This window comes from Myxococcus sp. CA040A, assembly GCF_013336725.1.
GTDB lineage: Bacteria > Myxococcota > Myxococcia > Myxococcales > Myxococcaceae > Myxococcus > Myxococcus llanfairpwllgwyngyllgogerychwyrndrobwllllantysiliogogogochensis.
This window is the reverse complement of record NZ_JABUMR010000004.1, coordinates 1,057,784-1,080,699: the sequence shown is the minus strand read 5'-3', so window position 1 is coordinate 1,080,699 and position 22,916 is coordinate 1,057,784. Positions and strand designations below refer to the sequence as shown.

The following is a 22,916-nucleotide window of genomic DNA, read 5'->3' as shown; positions in this document are numbered from 1 at the left end:
GGATTAAGCGGAATTAAGTCCGATTAAGGCCCGGTCCGCCGCGGGTCTCCGCGCCGCCCCGGATGACAGGGCTTCACGCGTCGCTGCTGACCGTGCCCGGCCAAAGTGCTATCCGCCGGGTGTGTCCTTCGAGCGAATGACGTCGTCCCGGCTGGCCCGGGCCATGGGGGTGACGCGGGTGGCTCGCGTCACCGGGCTGGACCGCACGGGTGTGGAGGTGGCGTGCGCGGTGCGCCCGGGCGGGCACGTGCTCCAGGTGTGCAACGGCAAGGGGCTCACCCCGGACGAGGCCGCGTGGGGCGCGCTGTTCGAGACCGCGGAGTTGTGGGCGGCGGAGACGGTGGTGCCGGGGCGGCTCGCCTGGGGCTCTCGCGCCGAACTGGAGGGCCGGCTCGGGACGCTGTGGGGCGCGGACTCGCTGGGCTCGGCCGGCGCGCTCGTGGAACCCCGCCTGTGGGCAGACGGGGTGCGGTGTGCGTGGCGCGAGGCGACGGAGCTGGGCTCGGGCCAGACGGTCTGGGTGGCCGCGCAAGGCGTCCATGTGACGCCCCCGGGAGGCCCCTCGCTGGGGCCGGTGGCGGCGGCGTGGACGAGCAACGGCTCCGGCGCGCATCCGGAGGCGGCGCGAGCGCTGCTGCACGCGCTGCTGGAGGCCACTGAAAGAGATCAGCTCGCTCGGGTGTTTCCGGAGGGGTGGACCGAGGAGACCGTGCGGGGACGCATGCTGCGGACGGCGGAGCTGGAGAAGGCCGTGCCTCGGACGGCGGCGCTGGCCGAGCGTCTGAGGGAGCGTGGCTTCGCGGTGTACCTGTTCGATGCCACGCCATCCGCGCGCACGCCGGGCGCGGTGGGCCTGCCCGTGGGCGCGGCGGTCCTGGTGGACCAGGAGGACGGGCCCGTGCCGCTCACGGCGGGATATGCGTGCGCGCTGGAGCGTGACACCGCGCTGTTGAAGGCCTTGCTGGAGGCGGCGCAGTCGCGCCTGACGGACATCCACGGCGCGCGCGAGGACGTGGCGTCGGTGGACCGACAGGCGGCTCGGGACTTCGCGGAGGCCTGCGCGGGAGTGCGCGCACGGCGACGGGCTGGAGAGCTGCCGGACCTGGGCGCTGTGGCCAGGGGGCCGGCCGACGTGGCCGTGCGGCGGGTGCTGACGCGGTTGAAGCGCGCGGGGTTTGCTCGCGTGGCCTCGGTGGAGCTGGACGCGCCCGTGCCCGGCTTGCACGTGCGGCGGGTGGTGGTGCCGGGCATGCTCATCTCGGAGCTCCTATGAAGCGGCGCGCGGAGGAACTGGTGGTCTTCCTGGGGCCCGCGCTGCCCGCGGAGGAGGCGCGGAAGCTGGCCCCCTGCGTGGTGTTGCCCCCGGCCCGACAGGGCGATGTGTGGCGCGCGCTCGGTGCCAGGCCCCGTGCGATAGCGCTGGTGGATGGCGTCTTCGAGGCGCAGCCGTCGGTGTGGCACCACGAGCTGCTGGCCGCGCTGGAGGCAGGGGTGGCCGTCTTCGGCGGCTCCAGCATGGGGGCGTTGCGCGCGGTGGAGCTGGCGCCCCATGGCATGGTGGGCGTCGGGCGCATCTTCGAGTGGTATCGCGACGGCGTGATTTCCGACGACGCGGAGGTGGCGCTGCTGCACGCGGACTCGGAGCACGGCTGGAGGCCGCTCACCGTGCCGCTCGTCAACGTCCGGCATGTCGCCGAGCGGGCTCGGGAAGCGGGCGTGCTGAATGCGCGCCTGGCCCGGGGCCTGGTGGACGTGGCGAGCGCGTTCTTCTACCAGGAGCGCACGTGGTCCCGGTTGATGGAGCGCGCGCGGGAAGGGTGGTCGGAGGCCACACGGGACGCCTGGGAGCGCTGGTTCTCGAAGGGCGTGGAGGACTTGAAGCGACAGGACGCGCGCGCCTGCATCCTGGCCGCCGCGCAGTGGGTGGCCTCGCGAGCACCCTCCGTGCCGGGGACCCGGCGGTCTCCCTCGTCCCTGGTGCGGCGGCGACGCCTGGTGGAGGACGTGACCCGGCTCCCCGACGCCGTCGTGCCCTCGGGGCAGGTGCTGGAGGTGCTGAGCCAGGCCCCCGACGCGCGGGCGCTGGCGGAGGCGGGGCTGCGACGGGCGCTGCTCGCGGGTTGGGCCCGGACGATGGGGCTGTCACCCACGGCCGACGAGGTGGCGGAGGCGGAGGCCGGGTGGTGGCGCGAGCGCGCGGTGCCGGTGCGCAAGCGCGACGCGTGGCTGGTCTCGAATGGCCTGGATGCCGAGGGGCTGCGGGCGCTGTGCGAGGAGCTGGCGCTGGAGCGGCTGGTCCTGACGCAGTCGACGCGGCTGCTTCCGGATGGCCCGTCCTGGGAGGAGGCGCTGGCCTCCGAGTCCCGGCTGCGCGGGCGCTGGGCGGAGGCCGCGCTCACGGTGGCCGCGAGCGACGAGGTGGACGCGCTCGAGCACGACTCGGACTGAGCGGGGAGGATGGCCCGGAGCCAACGGGTGACGTTGGGTTCCCCTCGCCGGAGCCTACCCACCTGCCGGGTGGGAAAAATCGTGACAGTCCCTGAAGAAAGGCTAGGGTCAACCCTGGAGGTTACCCTTGCTCAACCCCGTTTCCTGGGTGGTCACCGAGCCCCTCGTTCCGCGGGGTGCCGCGCGCATTGAGGCGTGGGCGTCCGCGGGCTCCAGCGCGCATGGGCTGGGGAGTTTCGAGGAAGGCGGGTCTTCGCGGGAGGGGTCGTCGCCGTGAGGTCTCCGCCGTTCCATCCGGACCAGCTCTCGCCGGGCAGCGTGGTGGGGCCCTGGAATGTGGTGGCCTCGCTGGGCGCGGGGGGCTTCGGCCGTGTGTTCAAGGTCGAGCGGGGAGGGCGCTTCTACACGATGAAGATGGCGCTGCGTCCCGCCGGGCCCCAGGTGTCCGAGGAGGAGGACGTCAACGGTCGGCTGTCGCACGAGGTGGCCACGCTCCTGGCCTGCGCGCCCCATCCGAACCTGCCCCGCGTCCACGCGGTGGACCGCTGGCCGGAGCCGCCCGAGGGCTACCTGTTCTTCGTCACCGACTTCATCGACGGAGAGACCTTCCATGAGTGGCGCTGGCGGGTGAAGCCGTCGGCGGCGCACCTCTTGTCCGTGTTCACGGAGGTGGTGCGCGCGGTGTCGGACCTGCATCGGCGCGGGTTGCACCACCGCGACGTGAAGGGCGACAACCTGCTCATCCGCCGCGAGGACGAGCGCCCGTTCCTCATCGACCTGGGCACGGTGCGGATGCCGGGCGCGACGACGCTGACGGTGGGCGTGGCGCCGGCCTCGCCGCACCTCTTGCCGCCCGAGTGCGTGGCCTTCCTGCGCGAGGGCCAGTGGGAGCAGGGCGCGCGGTTCGACGCGGGAATCCCCGGCGACCTCTATGCGCTGGGCGCGCTCCTGTACGAGTCGCTGACGGATGGCTACGCGTTCGACCCGAGGCTCCCGTACGACCGGCTCCTGCCGGCCATCGAGACGGTGACGCCCCGGGCTCCGCATGTCGTCAATCCCAAGGTGCCTCCCGCGCTGGGAGACATCGCGCTGCGGTTGTTGGCCAAGCGCCCCGAGGAGCGCTACGCGGGCACCGAGGCGCTGTTGCAGGCGCTCTGGGAGGTCGCGAAGGAGAAGCGACAGCCGGCGTGGAAGGTGTCGCTGGACCGACCTCCGGACCCCGAGTCTCCTCGTGACGTGGAGGCCGACACGCCTCGGGTGCGCATGGTGCCCGAGCTGGTGCGCTCGTCGGAGTCCCACCCGCACACGCCGGAGCCCGAGGAGTCGCGGCCACCTGACGAGTCCGTCGCCGAAGCGCTCCTGGTCGCGCCTCTCGTCGAGGACCCGGTTTCCGCGGGCTCGGAAGTTGTCGCCCCGGTGGAGTCACCGCGGGCCGAGCGGACCCCGGCGCGAAGGTCGCGCGGCTGGACGATAGGAGTCGGAGTCGTCGCGCTCCTCGTCATCTGCTTCGCGGCGGTGGGCCTCGCCCGCCGCGAGCCCTCCCCGAGTTCCATGCAGGCGGTCGTCCCCCCTCCACCCCCTGCTGAGAAAGGAAGTTCCGTCGTGACGAGTCGTCCCCCTCACACCCCTGTTACAGCCGCTTCTTCGTCGCCGCCTCGCGTTGTCGAGGTGCCTCCCGAGGCTCCCTTGCAGGCGCCCGTCCTGAAGGTCGAGCGCGCCGTGGAGGCCACCCCTGAGGTGTCACCCTCCGCGAGGAAACGCTCATCCGTGGGCAGCACCCTGGGAAAGACAGCGGCGGTCGCATGCCTCGCGGGAGCTTGTGCCGGGGGGGCGCCTCAGGTCCGGACGACGTCTCCGGAACAGGAATGCCCGCAGTCGACCATCGAGGTCATGACGAAGATGGGCTGGAAGCTGCCCAGCGTGGTGACCGACGGGAGACTCTGGCTCATCCCTCGCTTCGATGGGCGACGGCTGATACCGGTCCCGCCAGAAGGGCCCATCACCGCCTATGCCGCGGAGAAGCCCATCCTGGGCTATGGCGGTGTTGTGGACGATGCCGGAGATCCCATCGCCTTTCCCGTGGGCACCCGGTTCCAGGGCACTCTCTTCCATGGGAAGGAGCGCTACTTCGGTTGGTTCACGGAAGCCGAACTCCCCGATGGCAGGCGCGTCCCTTTGTGCCTCCAGATCACCTGGTACGGCCGTAAGGAATTGGGCGTCCCCTACGACCCGTCGAGCACCCCGGAGCTGAAGCTGACGGAGCCCCAGTTGACGGTCACCGCGACGAGATACCTGGGAAGGTTGTGATTTGCCTGCCGCGTCTTCAGTCCTCGTGGTCGCGTGGGGAATGATGGTCGCCCTGGGGGGGGAGTTGGCCCCCGTGCGTCGAATCGAAGTGGGAGCGGAGCCGCGTGTGCCTGCCCCCGAGATTCGCATCGCTCCGGGGCGCTCCACGACGTTCTTCTTCGACGCGCGCATCCTGCCGGACGAACTCTCCTTGGAGGGGCGTGAGCGCTTCCAGCGACTGGGAATCTCCGATGACCACCTCGCCCTCGTTCCGTCGAGTGCGCTCCGGGAGGGGGAGCGGCTGCGCCTGGGGCTGCGTTTTCGGGACGGCGCGGCGCCGGAGCAGGTGACGTTCGTGCTGGTGGTGGATGCGGTGCTGGGTGAACCCCAGGTGGAGGTCTATCGCCGTGCTCGTTCGGTGGAGTCCTACCGGCAGGAGGTGGAGGAGCTGAAGGGTCGTCTGTCGCAGGCCCGGTTTGAGTTGGACAGGCTCCAGTTGGAAGGTCGGTCGTCGGGAGGGGTCGAGTCGCTCGTGGCGGCGCTGGAGAACCCCGAGGAGCTCGCAGTCAGGCCTCTGACTCCCACGAAGGTGGTGGCCCATCCCGAGGTCAGTGTCTCGCAATCACGGTTCGTGACGCATCAGATGCGCTGGCGGGCGATTCGCGTGGATTTGCGAGCGCTGCCAGGGGGCGCGGGATGGGTGGCGACAGGGGCCTCGCTCACGGATGCGCGTGGGCGAAGCCACAAGGTCCTGTCCCACTGGCAGACGGCTCCCTTGCGTGAGGATGTGGCGCAGGCCCTGGTGGTCCGCGTGGACCACACCACCGACCTGGATCCGGGTCACTATGTGCTCAAGCTGTGGGACGCGAAGGGGCGCACGGTGACGCTGGAAGGGCTTTCGTTGAAGTGAGACGGAGCCTTGCTCCTCGGTCGTCCGGGCATCCGCATGAACCCCCACGTCGGGCCTTGAGCCTCGCTGCCCTCCGTGTAGGGTGCCGTCCCGGACGATGACTTCCCCGCTCCCTTCCGACGCCCTCCGCTGCATCCGCGCCGACTCTCGCGAGCCCGAGGGCTACCGCGCCGCCCTGGGCGACCGCCGCGCCTCGCTCCTGCTCACCGACCCGCCCTATTGCCTGCTCACCCGGCGTCGCAAGGGCGGCGACCTGAGAGACCCGCGCGCCCACAAGAAGATCGACCAGAATCCCATCGTCCGCTTCGAGACCGTGCGCGACTACCGCGCCTTCTCCGAGGCCTGGCTCTCCCGCGCCCTGGCCCACCTCACCCCGGACGCCCCCCTCGTCATCTGGACCAACCTGCTCGGCAAGGAGCCCATCGTCACCGCCGCCAGGGCCCTGGGCTATCCCCACCTGCGCGGCGAGTTCACCTGGGGCAAGCGCACCACCGACAAGAACGCCAACGAGCAGACCCTGCGCGTCTACGAGGTCGCCCTCGTCATCGCCCGCACCCCCGAGCCCGTGCTCGCCCCCGGTGACATGCCCACCGTCTGGGCCGTCGTCGGCGGCTATGACGATGACGGCGACGCCGCGCGCTGGGGCAGCCACCCCCACCACAAGCCCTTCTCCGTCGTCGAGCCGCTCGTGCGCACGTACAGCCGCCCCGGCGACACCGTGCTGGACCCCTTCGCCGGAAGTGGCTCGATGCCCGCCGCCGCCCTGCGTCTGGGCCGCCAGCCCGCGTGCCTGGAAATCGAGCCCGAGTGGGCCGAACGAGTCACCCACCGTCTGCGCGAGACGGCCGCCGCCTTCCCTCAGCCTCCCAGCGCCCGGTAGAGCCGCGTCTCCGACCAGCGCGGCACGTCCGTGGGCCGGTGTCCCCACCAGTTCATCACCAGCGTGCGCCTCAGCCGCGAGCGCCCCGGCAGCTTCCCCTCCGGAATCTGGTTCTCCGCGTCCAGCACCCCGTGCGTCAGCGTGCCGTCGAACAGCACCAGCCGGTTGGGGCGCGGCGTCACCAGGTCCGCGGTGTCCATGCGCGAGGGCGCGAGCGACGGATTCGCCTCGTCTGGCTTCTCTCGCGTCACCACCAGCGCCCCGCCGCGCACCCGGTTGAGGAACAACACGCTGCTGATGCGCGGATGCACCAGCTTCCCCGTGCGCAGCGCGAGCTTCTCGTCCCGGTCCTGGTGGAAGTCCACGCGCACGTCCGTCGGGTACATCCTCGACAGCCACCACTCCACCCCGGCGATGCGCCGCTTCCCGGCGACCTGGGGCCGCAAGCTGGAGATGACGTCCTCCACCACGTTGGTCGGCGGCCCGAAGTCGTACCAGAACGTCGTCTGGTAGGTGTCCTTCAGTCGCTCGCGGCCGAGCACGCCCAGCCGCCGCAACAGGCGCCGGAAGAGGGGAGGGGACACGGCGCCTTCAGTGAGCTGGACGAGGGTTTCCACGAGAGACCGCAGCTTTGTCCCATGCGAAGGGTGGGCGCCACCTTCCTTTGCCGGTAGGCTGCGCGCCCCATTGCCCTCCTGCCGGAGGCACGCGGAGAGACTGCTCGATGAAGGCTCACCACAAGATGCTCATCGGCATCGTCACCGGCACGGTGGCGGGACTCGCCGCCAACGCGCTCGCCGGCGGTGCCCCCTGGCTGGACTGGACCGTCACCAACGTGGCCTCCCCCGTGGGGCAGATCTTCATCCGCCTGCTGCTCATGCTCGTGGTGCCGCTGCTCTTCGCCGCGCTCGTCATGGGCGTCGCGGAGCTCGACCTGAAGCAGGTGGGCCGCCTGGGCGTCCGCACGCTGGGCTACACCGTCGTCCTGTCCACCATCTCCGTCCTCATCGGCCTGGTGCTCGTCAACCTCATCCAGCCCGGCGTGGGCCTCAGCGAAGAGGCCCTCGCGCTCGCTCGGAGCGGCACGCAGATCAAGGCGGCGCCGCCCCCGTCCGACACGTCCTTCGGCGCGGTGCTGATGTCCATGGTGCCCACCAACCCCCTGAAGGCCGCGGCCGACGGAGACATGATTGGCCTCATCGTCTTCTCGCTCATCTTCGGACTGGGCGTGGCGCTCACCCCCGGCGAGCCCGTGCGGCACCTGCGCGACACCATCCAGGGCCTCTACGACGTGATGATGAAGCTCATCGACGGGGTGCTGAAATTGGCGCCCTTCGGCGTGGCCGCGCTGCTGTTCGCCATGACGGCGAAGCTGGGCCTGGGCATCCTCGGACAGCTCGCCGCGTACGTGGGCACGGTGCTGCTCGCGCTCGCCATCCACATGTTCATCGTCTACTCGCTGTCGGTGCGCTTCCTCGGGGGCCGCAACCCCATCGAGTTCTTCCGCGACAGCCGCCTGGCCATCGTCACCGCCTTCTCCACGTCCTCCTCCAGCGCCACGCTGCCCACCGCGCTCAAGGTCGCCGAGGAGAACCTCAAGCTTCCGCCCAACGTGTCGCGCTTCGTGCTGACCGCCGGCTCGGCGATGAACCAGAACGGCACCGCGCTCTTCGAGGGCGTCACCGTGCTCTTCCTCGCGCAGGTATACGGCGTGCCCCTGGACCTGCGGCAGCAGGCGCTCATCATGTTCATCTGCATCCTGGCCGGCATCGGCACCGCCGGCGTGCCCGCGGGCTCCATCCCGGTCATCGCGATGATTCTGGGCATGTTCAAGATTCCGGTGGAGGGCCTGGGGCTCGTCCTCGGCGTGGACCGCTTCCTGGACATGTGCCGCACCACACTCAACGTCACCGGGGACCTGGCCGCCGCCGTGTACGTGGCGCGCGGGGAACCGCCTGCCCGCACGGACGTCGAGCGAGCGACAGGCCCCACTGCCTCCTGACGCCGGGCATAAACCGTCCCCATCCTTCCCACCGATAACCGTCTCACCGCCTCACCCGACATAGGAGCCCGCATGAGGGTCACCAAGGATTCGATTGTTTCGCTGGAGTACCGGCTGCACCTCGGTGACGGACAGGTCATCGACCAGAGCGCGCCGGATCAGCCGCTCGCCTACCTGCACGGGCATCGCCAAATCGTCCCAGGCCTGGAGGGCGCCCTGGAGGGCCTGGGTCAGGGCGACAGCAAGCAGGTGGTGGTGCAGCCCGCCCAGGGGTACGGCGAGCATGACCCCGAGGGCGTGCGCGTCGTCCCGCGCTCCATGCTGCCCCCTGGCTTCAACCCGCAGCCCGGCCAGACGCTGATGGCCCAGACGGAGCAGGGCGACATCCCGCTGCGCATCCAGGAAGTGCGGGGCGACGACATCGTCATCGACCTGAACCACCCGCTCGCCGGCAAGACGCTCCACTTCGACGTCACGGTGAAGGACATCCGCCAGGCGTCCTCGGAAGAGCTCTCCCATGGCCACGTCCACGGGGCCGGTGGGCACGACCACGGGGCCGGTGGGCACGACCACGCCTGATCTCGGGGCGTGACGCCGTGCGGCGACACGGAGGGGCGGGGCAGGAATGCCTCGCCCCTTTCGCTTGCCTGCCGGAGTGAATGCTTCGTCGGGGAAGGGGCGTGCACTATCTTTGCCGCCCCAATGAGCCAGTCCCCCCCTCAACAGACTCCGAGCCCCAGTGGGCTTCGCCTCCAGCCCACCGACCCGCACGCAGGCGAGCCGGGTGCTTCCGCGACGCAGGACCCGGAGATGTACTGGCTGAAGAATGTCTACCAGGGGGGCTCGCGCCAGCTCACCGTGCGCGCCGTCATCGCCGGCATGTTGATTGGCGCGGTGATGTGCCTGTCCAACCTGTACGTCATCCTCAAGACGGGCTGGAGCCTGGGCGTCACGATTACGGCGTGCATCCTGGCCTTCGCGGTGTTCGGCACGCTGCGCTCGCTCAGGCTCTTGAAGAACGACTTCACGGCGCTGGAGAACAACGCCATGGGCTCGGTGGCGTCGGCCGCCGGCTACATGACGGGCGGTGGCAACATGGCCGCCGTCCCCGCGCTGCTGATGCTCACCGGCGCGCTGCCTCCGTCGGGCTGGCTGGTGGTGTGGTTCGCCGTCATCTCCGCGCTGGGCGTCTTCGCGGCCATCCCCATCAAGCGCCAGCTCATCAACATCGAGGCGCTGCCGTTCCCCACCGGCACGGCCACCGCGGAGACCATCCGCGCCCTGCACGGCCACGGCGAGGTGGCCCGCCGCAAGTCCAAGCTCCTGGCGGGCGCGGGCCTCATCGGCGCCCTGCTGGTGATGCTCCGCGACGCGCGCTTCACGTGGCTCACCAACATCCCGGACAAGGTGAGCATGCCGTTCACCATCCTGGGCAAGAAGGCCTCCGCGTGGACGCTGTCGTTCGACTTCAGCCTGCTGCTGGTGGGCGCCGGCGCGCTGGTGAGCTTCCGCACGGGCTGGTCCATGCTGCTGGGCGCGGTGCTGACGTACGGCTTCCTCGCGCCCGCCATGGTCACCCAGGGCGCCATTCCAGAAGTGACGTACCGGGCCATCAACACGTGGATGGTGTGGACGGGCTCGGCGGTGCTGGTGTCCTCGGGCCTGTTGGCCTTCGCCTTCCAGTGGCGCAGCGTGGCGCGCTCCTTCAAGGCGCTGTCGGGCCTGTTCGGTCGCAAGAGTTCCAAGGAGGAGGAAGCGGACCCGCTGGCGGGCATCGAGTGTCCTCCGTCCTGGTTCCCCCTGGGCTTCGCGGTGCTGGGCCCCATCGCCATCTTCCTGATGGCCTACCTCTTCCAGATTCCGTGGTGGGCGGGCGTGCTGGCCATGCCGTTGGCCGTGGTCATGGGCGTCATCGCCAGCCGCGTCACGGGTGAGACGGACACCACGCCGACGAAGGCGCTGGGGCCCGTCACGCAGCTCATCTTCGGAGGCCTGGCGCCGGGCAACATCCCCGCCAACGTGATGAGCGCCAACGCCACCGGTGGCGTGGGGCTCCACGCGGCGGACCTGCTGACGGACCTCAAGTCCGGGTGGCTTCTGGGCGCCAACCCTCGCCAGCAGTTCGTCGCGCAGTTGTTCGGCGTGGTGGCTGGCGCGGCGGTGGTGGTGCCGGTGTTCAACATCCTCATCCCCAGCCCGGACGTGCTCGGCTCCGCCGAGTTCCCCGCGCCCGCCACCATGGTGTGGGCCGGCGTGTCGAAGCTGCTCGCCACGGGCGTGTCGGCGATGCCCGTCACCGCGCGCTGGGGCGCCCTGTGTGGCGGAACGCTCGGCATCGTCCTCGTCCTGCTGGAGCGGTGGGCGCCAGCGAAGCTGAAGGGCTACGTGCCGTCACCCGCGGGCTTCGGGCTGGCCATCGTCATCCCCGGCTCCAGCTCCATCGCCTTCTTCCTGGGCTCCGCCATCGCCGAGGTGATGCGTCGCAAGGCGCCGAAGCTCGCGGAGGAGACCGTGCTGCCCGTGTCCTCGGGCTTCATCGCGGGAGAGAGCCTGTTGGGCATCGGCATCGCGATGGCGAAGGCCTTCGGGGTGATGCCCAAGTAGGCAGGCAGCGGCGCCTCGCATCGAATCCCCAGAAGGGGAGCGCGAGGCGCCCTCACGGCTTGTCCGTCAGTCCACCCGGCTGGTGGAGAACGAGGCCCCGGCCAGGAAGCGGAACGTGGGCGTGTCCAGGCCCGCGCCGACACCCGGGCCGCCCATGACGTAGAGGTCCATCCAGGACGTGGTGTGGCGGCGGATGGCCACCATCAGCTCCGCGCCCGTGCGGCCTCCCTGGAGCGGCACGCCGAGCAGCAGGCTCACCTCGCCGCGTGTCAGCTCTCCGGCGCGCGACGTCACCGTGCCGGCCAGCCGCAGCTCGTTGCCGATGACGTCCGCGGACTCGGCGGACAGCGCCATCAGGTTCTTCTTCTCGCGCAGGAAGACGCCGACCTCGGCGCCCAGCTGCCACGTCTCCGCGAGGAAGCCGAGCTGGAGGCTGGGGTGCACCGCGTAGGTGTCGCGCGCCAGCAGTTCCTTGCTTCCCACCGGCAGGGCGGCGGAGAGGTCCACGGCGAGCTGGAAGCCGAAGGCCGGACGCACCAGCGCGGCGCGAGCCCCCAGCCACGGTGAGCCCAGGCCCTGACCTTCCGGCGGGTTCACGTCCATGAAGGTGGTGCCGCCCTGGGTGACGATGAAGGGCACCTCCGCGTCCACCTGGAGCCAGTCCAGCACGCCGATGGCGGCCGTCACGTCCATGGTGAACTTGTTCTCCACCAGGCCCATGCCGCCGCCCGGCTCCCAGCGCGTCTGGAAGTGGAAGGGGAGCTGCTCGTAGTGCCCTTGTACGGCCACTCGCACCATGCCCGCGGGCAGCGTGCGGCCGGTGCTGACGACGAGCGAGCCGAGGCCGGCGGGGTCCAGCTCCAACCGTTGCAGGTTGAAGGTGGGCAGAGCGGCCGACTGCGCGGAGGAGGGCAGGGCCAGGACGACAGAGAACAGCGCCGACAGCAACGCAACCGCGGGCCGGAACGACACGACGACTCCTTCAGCAGTCATTGAAATGGCAGCTCACTCGAACAGAGGACCCCAAACGCGAAGCACTCGCATGGCGGAGGGGGGCGCGCAAGTGGACCTCCAAGTCACCCCTCTCCGGAAAGTATCGAGGCGTCGCCCCATGGAACGGCTTGACGGAAGTCTCATCCGGATTCTCCCGGGCTTGCCGTGAAGTCATTGCCTTGTCCCACGCGTGGGAAAACAGACACCCGGTGCAATGGCTGACGGGGGCGCCGCGTAGGGTCCATGTCCCCCACCAGGAGCCTTTTCGTGGCCATCCTCCTCGAGGATCTCCGCTACGCCGTCCGGCTGTTGCTCAAGAGCCGGGGCTTCACCGTTGTCTCCATTCTCACGCTCGCCCTGGCCATTGGTGCGAACACGGCCATCTTCAGCGTGGTTCACGGAGTGTTGCTGCGGCCGCTGCCGTACCCGGAGCCCGAGCAACTCGTGCAGGTGTTTCGCCGGGATGAGGACGGGCGGGCGACCTCGCAGGCCATCGCGCAATACGTCTGGCTGTCGACGGAGGGCTCGCCCTTCTCCCAGGTCGCCGCGTCGGAGCTGCTGCCCACGGGCTTCAACGTCATGGGGGATGGGCTCCCGGAGCGCCTGTCCGGCATGCGGGTGACGGGGAACTTCTTCGAGACGTTTGGCGTGCGGCCCGCGCTGGGGCGCGGCTTCCTGCCGGAAGAGGACGTGGTGGGCGGGCCTCTGGTGGTGGTGCTCAGCCATGGGTTGTGGCAGCGGCGCTTCGGAGGCGCTCCCGACATCATCGGCCGCTCGTTCACGCTCAACGACCAGCCCTACACGGTGGTGGGCGTGGCGGCGGAGTCCTTCCAGCATCCTCGGCAGGCGCAGCTGTGGACACCGCTCCAACTGGACCTGACGAACACCGATGACTCCAACTTCCTCCACGTCGTTGGCAGGGTGCGCGCGGGGCTGTCGCCGGAGGGCGTCAGCGCGGCCCTGAAGACGCTGTCCGAGCGGCTGCGCGCGGACACGCCGCACCTGCTGCGTGGGCGGGAGATGTTCGTCGCGGAGGACCTGCGGACGTTCCTGGCGGGAGACCTGCGGCTGGCGCTCTGGGTGCTGCTGGGCGCGGTGGGACTGGTGCTGCTCATCGCGTGTGTCAACCTGGCCAACCTCCAACTGGCGAGGGCGGCGGCGCGACAGCGGGAGCTGGTGGTGCGCGCGGCGCTGGGGGCTCCGGCCCGGCGGCTGGTGGGGCAGCTCATGACGGAGAGCCTGTTGTTGTCCGTGGTCGGCGGTGGACTGGGCGTGGTGCTGGCCTCGGCGGTGCTGCCCGCGCTCCTGGCCCTGGCGCCCCCGGAGCTGTCCGTGCCGGGCGCGGCGGTGGGCTTGAATGGCGTGGTGCTTGCGTTCTCCGTGGGCGTGTCGCTGCTGACGGGAGTGCTCTTCGGGCTGTTGCCCGCGTGGCAGGCGTCGCGGCCGGACCTCCAGGACGCGCTGAGGCAAGGGGCGCAGCGGGCGACGTCGGGGCCTGGGGGCGGCAGGACGCGCAAGCTGCTGGTGGTGGGGCAGGTGGCGCTCGCGGTGGTGTTGCTCACGGGGGCCGCGCTGCTCATCCGGGGCTTTGGCGCGCTCCAGGTCGTCCGCCCCGGCTTCGATGCGAGCGACGTGCACGTGCTTCGCCTGTCGCTTCCGGAGGGGCGCTATGGCGAGCGGGAGGCCCTGGAGCGCTTCCACCGACAGGTGGAGGAGCGGGTGCGGGCGCTGCCGGGCGTGACGGCGGTCGGCTTCACGCCCGCCCTGCCGATGGAGCTGGGGCCCAGCATGGGCTTCGCCATCGACGGCAAGTTCGAGGGCCGCCTGGACGGCCCTGGCGTGGGGTTTGGCCAGTATCGGCCCGTGTCGCCGGGGTACTTCGGTGCCCTGGGGCTGGAGCTGGTGCGAGGCCGGTTGCTTTCGGACACGGACGTGGCGGGGGCTCCGCACGTCGTGGTCATCAACGAGACGGCCGCGCGCAAGTACTGGCCGGGCGAGGACGTCATCGGCAAGAGCTTGCGTGTGGCCTACACGGTGCCGTCGCTGCAGGACACCGTGCCGCGCGTCATCGTGGGCGTGGTTCGCGACGTGCGCGAGAACGGGTTGGACCGGGAATCGCCCGCGGTGTTGTACGTGGCCTCGGGGCAGGTGGCCCCGACGCTCAACGGGATGCTGGTGCGCATGCTGCCGCAGAACCTCCTGGTGCGAGCCTCCGGGGGGCACGCGGCGCTGGTGGCGTCCGTGCAACGCGAGCTGTGGGCGGTGGACGCGCGGCAGCCGGTGACGGAGTCGCTGAAGCTGGGAGACCACGTGACGCGCACGCTGGGCTCCGAGCGCTTCAACATGGTGCTGCTGGGATTGATGGCGGCGCTGGCGCTCGGGCTGGCCGCGGTGGGCATCTACGGGGTGCTGTCCTATCTGGTGAGTCAGCGCACGCGGGAGATGGGCGTGAGGCTGGCGCTGGGGGCCACGCGCGGCGAGGTGGTGCGGCTGGTGTTCCTCCAGGGACTGGGCTCGGTGGGCGCGGGCGTGGCGCTGGGCTTCGTGGGCGCGCTGGGCCTGACGCGGGTGGTCTCGGGGATGGTGCACGGTGTCAGCGCGCTGGACCCGTGGGCCTTCGTCACCGCGCCGCTGGTGCTGCTCGCCGTGGGACTCGTCGCCACGGGGCTGCCGGCCCTGAGGGCCTCGCGCGTGGACCCCATCATCGCGCTCAAGTACGACTGAGTGGAGGGACGGGCCCACGCGCGAGGTCTGCGTGGGCCCCGCGCCTGTCAGCGAATGGCGAAGCCCCAGGTGTAGGGCGTGCTCCGGTAGCGGCAGGTGGTGCCGTCGCTCCAGGCCCAGGTGGAGTCGAGCCGCCCTCCCGCGCAGTACTCGCCCGCGTAGTCCGCCAGGTGCCCTCTTGCCCGGCCCTCGTGGTCATTGTCGCAGGCAATCTCGAGGTAGACGCCGCCTCGCCAGCTGAAGCCCACGCAGCCCATCATGATTTCCGAGCTGGCCGGGCCGTAGGTGCCCTGCTTGAAGGCGATGCCCGGTGTGCCGATGGCCATGTTGACCGCGGTGTGGTTCCACGTCTGGGCCGGGTAGGCCTGGACGAAGCCCTCGCCAAAGGTGCGGTTGAAGACGCGAATCTCGGTGAAGGGAACGCACGCGAGTCCGCGAGACCAGTCCTCGCTTCCCACCGTGCCGCGCGAGGTGAGCCCCAGGCTCGTCCTGGCCGAGGCCGCCTGCCAGCCGGCGACGGTCCACCCGCCTCCCTCCGAACTCATGTCGCAGTAGTGCTGCGTGGCGCCGGTGTCACAGGGGTTCAGCGCGTACACGCCACTGGGCAGGGCGGGGCAGTACTGGTGCAGCAGTCGGCACGAGGCGGGCGCGGCGGTGGGGGACTCGGGGCAGGGCTTGTCGGGGATGCTCGGGCCCGAAGGGTCCGTGCCCGTCGCGGGGTTGCTGGTGACGGACACGATGAGGTCGGAGAAGTTGTTGTTGGCCTGCTCGTGGGCGCGGTCGAAGTCCTCGAAGGCCAGCACGCGCCGCTGCGCGCCCGGGTGGTAGAGCGAGACGAGGTGCCGGCGCTGCGACGGGAGGGGCTCCGGGTTCAGCGCATCCACCGAGTAGTAGGTCGTCCGGCCGTAGTCGACCTGGCCCCAATCCCAGCCGTTGGAGACGAGGAAGAAGCCAATCCGGGTGCCCGCGGGAAAGCGTCCCAGGCGCATGCGGTCACCCGGTGACAGCGTGCCCCCGGAGCCCCAGGCGGAGGCGTTGCCGAAGACGAGGTGCTTCTGCAGGCCCACCGTCGTGGTGGGCGGGCTGCTCTCCGGATAGGTGAAGTAGCCGAAGGCGTTCAGGAACGTCGCGGCCTCCGACACGAAGGTCACCCAGACATCCGACTCCGCGACGACGCGCACGTTGGGGTCGAAGCTCGACGACAGGTACTCCGGATGGTGCACCAGGACGGACTGTCCTTCGGGCAGCGCCAGCTGGATGTCCTGGAGGAAGTCCGCGGGAAGGCTCTCCGGCGGTGCCTCCTCCACGGCGGCGCGGGATGTGGCCAGGGCGGGCGGCGCGGATTCCAGGCTCGCCTCCTCCGAATGACAGCCCCACGCCAGCAACAGACACAGCGGTGACAGCACCCGGCGCACCGGGCGGGACGAAATGAAAGACATGTCAGGGGACTCCCTGGAGGGAAGGGATGGCTCCGCGAGAGCCCCTGGATTGAATGGCAAACTTCGCGTGCCGGCAATTCCGGCCGCGCATGGAATGGAGGGACTAGGCCGAGCCGGCCGCGAGGTCCTGGAGGACCTGCCAGCGCGCGTAGAGGCGGTCGATGTCGGCGATGGCGCCGTCGAGCTCCTTCTGCACCTCCGCCACCTTGCCACTCTTGCTGTAGATGGTCGGGTCGGCGAGCTGGACCTCCAGCTCCGCCTTGCGCTTCTCGGCCACTTCGATGGTGGCTTCCATACCGTCCAGCTCGCGCTGGTCCTTGTAGGAGAGCTTGACCGCCTTGCGCGCCTCCGGCTTCGCCGCGGGAGGGGGGGCGACGGGGGCGGGCTCGTCCTTCTTCGGCGCGCCCTTCGCGGCCATGGCATCCGACTGCTCCTTCAGCCGCCGGTACATCGCGTAGTTGCCCTCGTAGCGCGTGACGCGGCCGTTGCCGTCGAACGTCACGATGCTGGTGGCAACCTTGTCCAGGAAGTACCGGTCGTGCGTGACGAGCAGCGTGCTGCCACCGAAGTCCAGCAGCAGCCGCTCCAGCACGTTGAGCGTGACGATGTCCAAATCGTTGGTGGGCTCGTCCAGCACCAGCACGTTGGCGCCTTCCAGGAACAGGCGCGCCAGGAGCAGCCGGTTGCGCTCACCGCCCGACAGGGCCTTCACCTTCATCCGCTGCATGGGCACGGGGAAGAGCAGGTCGTCCAGGTAGTCGCGCAGCGCGACCTTCTGGTCGCCCAGGTCCACCCAGTCCTCGCCCTGCGAGGCCGCGTCGTACACCGTCATCTCCGGGTCCAACTGCGCCCGGTTCTGGTCGTAGTACGCGACCTTGGTGTTCTTCCCGATGACGAGCTTGCCGCCGTCCGGAGGCAGCTCTCCCAGGATGACGCGCAGGAAGGTCGTCTTGCCCACGCCGTTGGGGCCGACGAGGCCCACGCGCTCGCCGCGCTGGAGCCGGAAGTCCACGCCCTGCAGCACCTTGCGCTCACCGAAGGACTTCTGGAGCCCCTCCGACTCGATGACGGTGTGGCCCAGCCGGGGCGCGGCAATCACACGCAGGTCGGCGACCTTGGGGCGCTGGAAGCCCTTCTCCGCCATCAGCTTCTGTGCCCGGTCGATGCGCGACTTGCTCTTGGTGCGCCGCGCCTCGGGGCCCCGGCGCAGCCAGGCGACTTCCTGGGCAATCCACCGCTCGCGCTTGTGCTGCGAGACCTCGGCGTTCTCCTGCGCCACCAGCTTCTGCTCCAGGTACGCCTGGTAGTTGCCCGGATAGGACGTGACGCCGCCGCCCGGCTGGATTTCGACGATGCGGTCCACCAGCCCGTCCAGGAAGTACCGGTCGTGCGTGACGAGCAGGAGCGAGCCGGGCAGCTTGTCCAGCTCCTCCTCCAGCCAGTCCACCGTGTCCGCGTCCAGGTGGTTGGTGGGCTCGTCCAACAGCAGCATGTCCGGCCGCGTGAGGAGCGCGCGGGCAATGGCCACGCGCTTGCGCAGGCCTCCCGACAGCTGCGCCACCGGGCGGTCCCAGTCCTTCACGCCCAGCCTGTCGAGCAGCGTCTTGGCGTGGTGCTCGGTGTCCCAGCCGCCCAGCTGTTCGATGCGGTCCGACACCACGGCGAGCTGCTCCATCAGCTTCTCGTGGGCCTCCGGGGGAGAGGCCTCCAGCTTCAGCGCGAGCTCCGCCTGGGCGGCCATCGCCTCGCGCAGGGGGCCCTGGGCCACGGACAGCTCCGAGGCCACCGTGGCGCCCTCGGCGAACTCCGGCTCCTGGGGCAGGTAGGTGACGCGGGCGCCCCGGCGCAGCTGCAGCTCGCCCGTGTCGGGCTTCGCCGCGCCCGCGAGGATCTTCATCAGCGACGTCTTGCCGGAGCCATTCACGCCCACCAGGCCCACGCGCTCACCCTCTTCGATGGTGACGGTGAGGCCCTGGAAGACGGTGCGACTGCCGAAGCTGAGCTGGACGTTGGCGGCACGAAGCAGCGTCACGGTGTTCTGACTCCTGAAAAGGCGAAAGGCGCCCCTCACTGATGAGGAGCGCCTTCCTTACAACCTCGACGTCGCGGTGGCGCGGACTACTTGCGCGCCGCCTGCTCGGCCGCGAGCTTCTCCTTGTACTGCGCCATCAGGGCCTCGGCCTCGTTGCGCGGCACCGGCGTGTACTTGGCGAACTCCATGGTGAACTCGCCCTTGCCCTGCGTCGCGGAGCGAAGGTCCGTGGAGTAGCCGAACATCGCGTTCAGCGGAACCTCGGCCACCGCGGTCACCTGGCCCTCGGCCGTCTCCGTGGAGAGGATGGTGCCACGGCGCTGGTTGAGCTGACCGACGACGGAGCCCTGGAAGTCCTCGGGCGCCGTGACCTCCACCTTCATCATCGGCTCGAGGATGATGGGCTTGGCGGCGGCGTAGCCCTCGCGGAAGCCCATGATGGCGGCCGTCTTGAACGCCATTTCGGACGAGTCGACCGCGTGGAACGCGCCGTCGTTGATGACCACGCGCAACCCGACGACGGGGAAGCCGATGAGGCTGCCCTTCTTGATGGCCTCGTTGAAGCCCTTCTCGCACGCGGGGATGAACTCGCGGGGAATCGAGCCACCGACGATGTCATCGACGAACTCGTACTGCTGCACCGCGTCCGAGGGCAGGGGCTCGATGTAGCCGCACACGCGCGCGAACTGACCGGAGCCGCCCGTCTGCTTCTTGTGCGTGTAGAAGAACTCGCCCTTCTGGCTGATGGTCTCGCGGTACGCCACCTGCGGCTTACCGGCCTGGACCTCGCACTGGTACTCGCGCTTCATGCGCTCGATGTAGATCTCCAGGTGCAGCTCACCCATGCCGCGGATGATGGTCTGCCCGGACTCTTCATCGCGGTGCACGCGGAAGGTGGGGTCTTCCTTGGTGAAGCGGTTGAGCGCCTTGGAGAAGTTGGCCAGGGCGGAGCGGTCCTTGGGCGCCACGGCGAGCGAAATCACCGCGTCCGGGACGTGCATGGACGTCATCGTGTAGTTCACCGTTCCATCGGTGAACGTGTCGCCGGAGGCGCACTCGACGCCGAACAGCGCGACGATGTCGCCGGCCGTCGCGTCGTTGATGTCGTCCATCTTGTTGGAGTTCATCCGGACGATGCGCGGAACCTTGACCTTCTTCTGGTTCACCTGGTTGAAGATGAAGTCACCCTTGGTGACGCGGCCCTGGTAGATGCGCATGTACGTCAGCTGCCCGTAGCGGCCGTCTTCCAGCTTGAACGCCAGACCGACGAAGGGCTTCTCCGGGTCGGACTCGAGGATGACCTTCGCCTCGTTGTTCTTCTGGTCCAGCGCCTCGTTGGTCGCCTCCTTGGGGTTCGGGAGGAAACCGCAGACCGCGTTCAGGAGCAGCTGCACGCCCTTGTTCTTGTAGGCGGAGCCGCACATGACCGGCGTCATCTTCAGGGCGATGGTGGCCCGGCGGACGGCGGCGGTGATCATGTCGTTCGGGATGGCGGCGTCGGACAGGAACAGCTCACCGAGCTGGTCGTCGACCTCGGCCACGCCTTCGATCATCTGCTGGCGACGGACCTTGGCCTCGTCCAGCATGTCCGCGGGGATCTCCTCCTCGCGGACGATCTCACCGTTCTCACCGTCGAAGTAGAACGCCCTCATCTGGATGAGGTCGATGAGGCCCTTGAAGCGGTCCTCGGCGCCGATGGGGTACTGGAGCTTCACCGGGTGGTGGTTCAGCTTCTCCTTCAGCTGCGCGGCCACGCGGTCATAGTTCGCGCCGGCGCGGTCCATCTTGTTGACGAACGCGATGCGCGGAACGCGATAGCGCTTCATCTGCCGGTCCACGGTGATGGACTGGGACTGCACGCCCGACACCGAACAGAGGACGAGGATGGCGCCGTCGAGAACGCGCAGGGAGCGCTCCACCTCGATGGTGAAGTCCACGTGTCCCGGCGTGTCGATGAGGTTGATGTTGAACTCACCCCACATCGCGTACGTCGCGGCGGACTGGATGGTGATGCCCTTCTCACGCTCCAGATCCATCGAGTCCATGACCGCGCCCACGCCGTCCTTGCCGCGGACCTCGTGGATCTCATGGATCTTGCCCGTATAGAACAGGATGCGCTCGGAGAGCGTCGTCTTGCCCGAGTCGATGTGGGCAGAGATACCAATGTTACGAATCTTGTCGATGGGTGCGTTGGCGGCCACGATCCGGTCCTTCTTCTCTTGAAAGTGCCTGAGGGAACAGAGCAGGCGGGGCCCTTACTTCCCACGGGACTTGGTTTCCAGCCAAATCCGCATGACGGTGGGGTCCTATACTCCCACCTTTGTCTACAGATTCGGCCCACCTTATATACAGGGCGACCGGTCTCCCCGCTGCGCGGAGGGGCCGATCTGAATTCTTCCGAGGGTACCTAAACCATGAGTGCGAGCGAAAACTTCTCCGTGGCCAGAGCCTGGCTGCACGCCTTCAACGCCCACGACGTGGAGGCGCTGGTGGCGCTGTACGCCGAGGACTGCACCCACACGTCCCCCAAGATTCGGGTGCTGCATCCGGAGACCGGGGGGCAGCTGGTGGGGCGCTCGGCCCTGGGGAAGTGGTGGAGGGAGGCCATCGCCCGGCTGCCTGGCCTGCGCTACGAGGAGACGGCGCTGACGGCGGACGGGGAGCGCGTCTTCATGGAGTACCTGCGCCATGCGCCCGGCGAGGCGCCCATGCCGGTGGCGGAGGTGCTGGAGGTGCGCGGGGGCCGGATTGTCGCCTCGCGCGTGTACCACGGCTGAAACGGCCCCTGGCGCTGGGAATGGGCTAGGGTGGCGCGGCTCCAGAGGAGGACGGACGTGGCGACGAACCCCAGCGCTTTCGACAAGGACTTCGGCTACCTGCTGCCCTTCCTGGACAAGGTCGCCGCCGCCGCGGCCGAGCTTCCGGAGGGCTCCGCCCGCGAGGAGCTGACGCGGTTGATGGCGGAGGAGAAGGTCCGCTGGCAGCGCGCCCGGGAGCTGCTTCGCGGTGCCGCCGGGACAGTCGTGGACAGCGGGGCCGCGCCGCGCGCGCTGGCCCGGTCCTCCGCGGACGAGGTCCACGAGACGGCGCCGAGCCCCTCGGGGCTCACCGTGGGCAGTCTGAAGAGCGTGGGGAGCGTGAATCCTCCCCGCCGCCGCTGAGCCTCAGACGGTGCCGTGCTTGAGGTGGTCCAGCGCGTCGAACGTGGCCGCCTTGTAGGCCTCCGACAGCGTCGGGTAGTTGAAGCAGGTCTCGATGAACAGCCGCGCGGTGGAGCCGGTGAGCATCGCCACCAGCCCCACGTGCACCAGCTCCGAGGCCTGTTCTCCGATGACGTGCACGCCCAGGAGCTTCAGGCTCTCGCGGTGGAAGAGCAGCTTCAGCAGGCCGTACATCTCTCCGATGATCTGCCCGCGCGGGTTGGTGGCGAAGGCGGCGCGGCCGGCCACGTAGGGCACCCGCTTCGCGCGCAGGCCCTCTTCCGTCTCCCCGGCCATCGAGACTTCGGGGATGGTGTAGATGCCGTAGGGCAGCACCGTGGCCAGGGCCTGCGGGCCTTCCAACGTGAAGGCGTGCTCCACGGCGATGCGCGCCTGGTCCATGGAGGTGGAGGCCAGGGCGGGAAAGCCGATGACGTCGCCCACCGCGTAGATGTGGGGCACCGCCGTCTGGAAGCTGGGGCCCACCTCCACCTGTCCGCGAGCGCCCAGCTTCACGCCGATGTCCTGTAGCCCCAGGCCCGAGGTGTTCGCCGAGCGACCGGAGGCCACCAGCACCTGGTCGGTGTCCACCTCCTCCCCGGAGGAGAGCGTCAGGCGGATGGGCACCTCGCACGCGGCGGGCACGTCCACCTTCTCCACCGTCTGGCCGAAGCGCAGGCGGATGCCGAGCGCCTCCATGCGCTGGGCGAGCAGCGCGGAGATTTCGTCGTCGAGGAAGGGAAGCACCTCGGGCTTCACCTCCACCAGCGTCACGGGGATGCCCAGCGCGGCGAACATGCACGCGTACTCGCAGCCGATGACGCCGCCGCCCACGACGACGAGCGAGCTGGGGAGCCGTCCAATCTCCAGCACCTCGTCCGAGTCGTGCACGCGGATGTCGCCGAAGGGATACAGCGGAGGCCGGTACGGGGAGGAGCCGGTGGCGACGAGGATGACGGAGCCGGTGAGCAGGAGGTCCTCCGCGCCCTTGCGGCACACCCGCACGGTGTGCGCGTCCACGAACGAGCCGACGCCTTGCAACACCTGGACGCCATGCTTCTGGAGGTTGTGGCCAATGCGCTCGCGCTCCATGCCCTTCACGCGGCGCTCGCGGTAGAGGAAGTCGGAGACGGTGGCCTCGTGGCGCAGCGTGGTCTCCACGCTGTAGAGGCCTCGGGCCTTGAGGCCGGACAGGTGCAGCGCCGTCTCGCGGAGCGTCTTCGAGGGCAGCGTGCCGGTGTTCGCCGCCGTGCCGCCCAGCACCGACTCCCGTTCCACCACCGCGACGCGCTTGCCCGCCATCGCGGCCTGCACCGCGCCCCACTCGCCGGCCGGGCCGGAGCCAATCACCACCAGGTCAAAGTCCACCATGGGGCGAAGGTACGCGAGGCCACGCGA

At 69.7% G+C, this 22,916-nt stretch carries 17 protein-coding genes; 11 read left to right on the top strand and 6 right to left on the bottom strand.

The features are described from left to right. Nucleotides 1–136 precede the first annotated feature (136 nt). From HUA75_RS21460 to HUA75_RS21440, 5 genes are all read left to right on the top strand, one after another. Complete coding sequence (locus HUA75_RS21460; RefSeq protein ID WP_254627655.1) at nucleotides 137–1,273, top strand: YcaO-like family protein; 1,137 nt, start codon at nucleotides 137–139, stop codon at nucleotides 1,271–1,273. Next, the gene (locus HUA75_RS21455; protein WP_174487412.1) at nucleotides 1,270–2,448 is read left to right on the top strand and encodes a TfuA-like protein; all 1,179 of its coding nucleotides are present in this window, start codon (nucleotides 1,270–1,272) and stop codon (nucleotides 2,446–2,448) included. The genes HUA75_RS21460 and HUA75_RS21455 overlap by 4 nt, the downstream gene beginning before the upstream one ends. 273 nt (nucleotides 2,449–2,721) lie before the next feature. Beyond that, nucleotides 2,722–4,755, top strand: a complete 2,034-nt coding sequence (locus HUA75_RS21450; protein WP_174487411.1) for a protein kinase — start codon at nucleotides 2,722–2,724, stop codon at nucleotides 4,753–4,755. A 73-nt stretch (nucleotides 4,756–4,828) separates the two neighbouring features. Beyond that, nucleotides 4,829–5,644: a DUF2381 family protein gene (locus HUA75_RS21445; RefSeq protein ID WP_174467513.1), complete on the top strand. Its 816-nt coding sequence runs from the start codon at nucleotides 4,829–4,831 to the stop codon at nucleotides 5,642–5,644. Nucleotides 5,645–5,741: 97 nt separating this feature from the next. After that, nucleotides 5,742–6,524: a DNA methyltransferase gene (locus HUA75_RS21440; RefSeq protein ID WP_141647582.1), complete on the top strand. Its 783-nt coding sequence runs from the start codon at nucleotides 5,742–5,744 to the stop codon at nucleotides 6,522–6,524. Here HUA75_RS21440 and HUA75_RS21435 read toward each other — a convergent pair. Next, complete coding sequence (locus HUA75_RS21435; RefSeq protein WP_141647583.1) at nucleotides 6,503–7,141, bottom strand: 2OG-Fe(II) oxygenase; 639 nt, start codon at nucleotides 7,139–7,141, stop codon at nucleotides 6,503–6,505. The two genes, HUA75_RS21440 and HUA75_RS21435, sit on opposite strands and share 22 nt — an antisense overlap. Nucleotides 7,142–7,248: 107 nt before the next feature. Here HUA75_RS21435 and HUA75_RS21430 point away from each other — a divergent pair, with 107 nt between their 5' ends. The 3 genes from HUA75_RS21430 (at nucleotide 7,249) to HUA75_RS21420 (ending at nucleotide 11,130) form a co-directional block, all read left to right on the top strand. Beyond that, complete coding sequence (locus HUA75_RS21430; protein WP_174461789.1) at nucleotides 7,249–8,526, top strand: dicarboxylate/amino acid:cation symporter; 1,278 nt, start codon at nucleotides 7,249–7,251, stop codon at nucleotides 8,524–8,526. 72 nt (nucleotides 8,527–8,598) lie between these two features. After that, nucleotides 8,599–9,105, top strand: coding sequence for a peptidylprolyl isomerase (locus HUA75_RS21425; RefSeq protein WP_141647585.1), 507 nt, complete (start codon nucleotides 8,599–8,601; stop codon nucleotides 9,103–9,105). A 123-nt stretch (nucleotides 9,106–9,228) separates the two neighbouring features. After that, entirely contained in the window at nucleotides 9,229–11,130 is a 1,902-nt protein-coding gene (locus HUA75_RS21420) for an OPT family oligopeptide transporter (protein WP_174487410.1), read from the top strand. A 66-nt stretch (nucleotides 11,131–11,196) separates the two neighbouring features. Here the strand turns inward: HUA75_RS21420 and HUA75_RS21415 are convergent, their stop codons facing one another. Then, complete coding sequence (locus tag HUA75_RS21415; RefSeq protein ID WP_174487409.1) at nucleotides 11,197–12,102, bottom strand: flagellar motor protein MotB; 906 nt, start codon at nucleotides 12,100–12,102, stop codon at nucleotides 11,197–11,199. 288 nt (nucleotides 12,103–12,390) lie between these two features. On the opposite strand from HUA75_RS21415, the gene HUA75_RS21410 reads away from it, so the two are divergent. Beyond that, a complete protein-coding gene (locus HUA75_RS21410) occupies nucleotides 12,391–14,847 on the top strand; it encodes an ABC transporter permease (RefSeq protein WP_174487408.1) in 2,457 nt (818 codons plus the stop codon). Nucleotides 14,848–14,894: 47 nt separating this feature from the next. Here the strand turns inward: HUA75_RS21410 and HUA75_RS21405 are convergent, their stop codons facing one another. The 3 genes from HUA75_RS21405 to fusA all read right to left on the bottom strand — a co-directional run bounded on the left by HUA75_RS21405 (nucleotide 14,895) and on the right by fusA (nucleotide 20,519). Continuing rightward, a complete protein-coding gene (locus HUA75_RS21405; RefSeq protein ID WP_141645977.1) occupies nucleotides 14,895–16,286 on the bottom strand; it encodes a fibrinogen-like YCDxxxxGGGW domain-containing protein in 1,392 nt (463 codons plus the stop codon). A 103-nt stretch (nucleotides 16,287–16,389) separates the two neighbouring features. Beyond that, nucleotides 16,390–18,318, bottom strand: coding sequence for an ABC-F family ATP-binding cassette domain-containing protein (locus tag HUA75_RS21400; protein ID WP_174487407.1), 1,929 nt, complete (start codon nucleotides 18,316–18,318; stop codon nucleotides 16,390–16,392). Between the two features lie 86 nt (nucleotides 18,319–18,404). Beyond that, on the bottom strand, nucleotides 18,405–20,519 hold the full coding sequence (gene fusA, locus HUA75_RS21395; protein ID WP_174457212.1) for an elongation factor G: 2,115 nt from the start codon (nucleotides 20,517–20,519) through the stop codon (nucleotides 18,405–18,407). Nucleotides 20,520–20,732: 213 nt separating this feature from the next. Between fusA and HUA75_RS21390 the strand changes: the two genes are divergently transcribed. After that, nucleotides 20,733–21,095, top strand: a complete 363-nt coding sequence (locus HUA75_RS21390) for a nuclear transport factor 2 family protein (RefSeq protein WP_174457211.1) — start codon at nucleotides 20,733–20,735, stop codon at nucleotides 21,093–21,095. 57 nt (nucleotides 21,096–21,152) lie between these two features. Then, complete coding sequence (locus HUA75_RS21385; protein WP_141645973.1) at nucleotides 21,153–21,479, top strand: hypothetical protein; 327 nt, start codon at nucleotides 21,153–21,155, stop codon at nucleotides 21,477–21,479. Between the two features lie 3 nt (nucleotides 21,480–21,482). Here HUA75_RS21385 and sthA read toward each other — a convergent pair whose 3' ends face one another. Beyond that, the gene (gene sthA, locus HUA75_RS21380) at nucleotides 21,483–22,889 is read right to left on the bottom strand and encodes a Si-specific NAD(P)(+) transhydrogenase (protein WP_141645972.1); all 1,407 of its coding nucleotides are present in this window, start codon (nucleotides 22,887–22,889) and stop codon (nucleotides 21,483–21,485) included. Nucleotides 22,890–22,916: the final 27 nt, after the last annotated feature.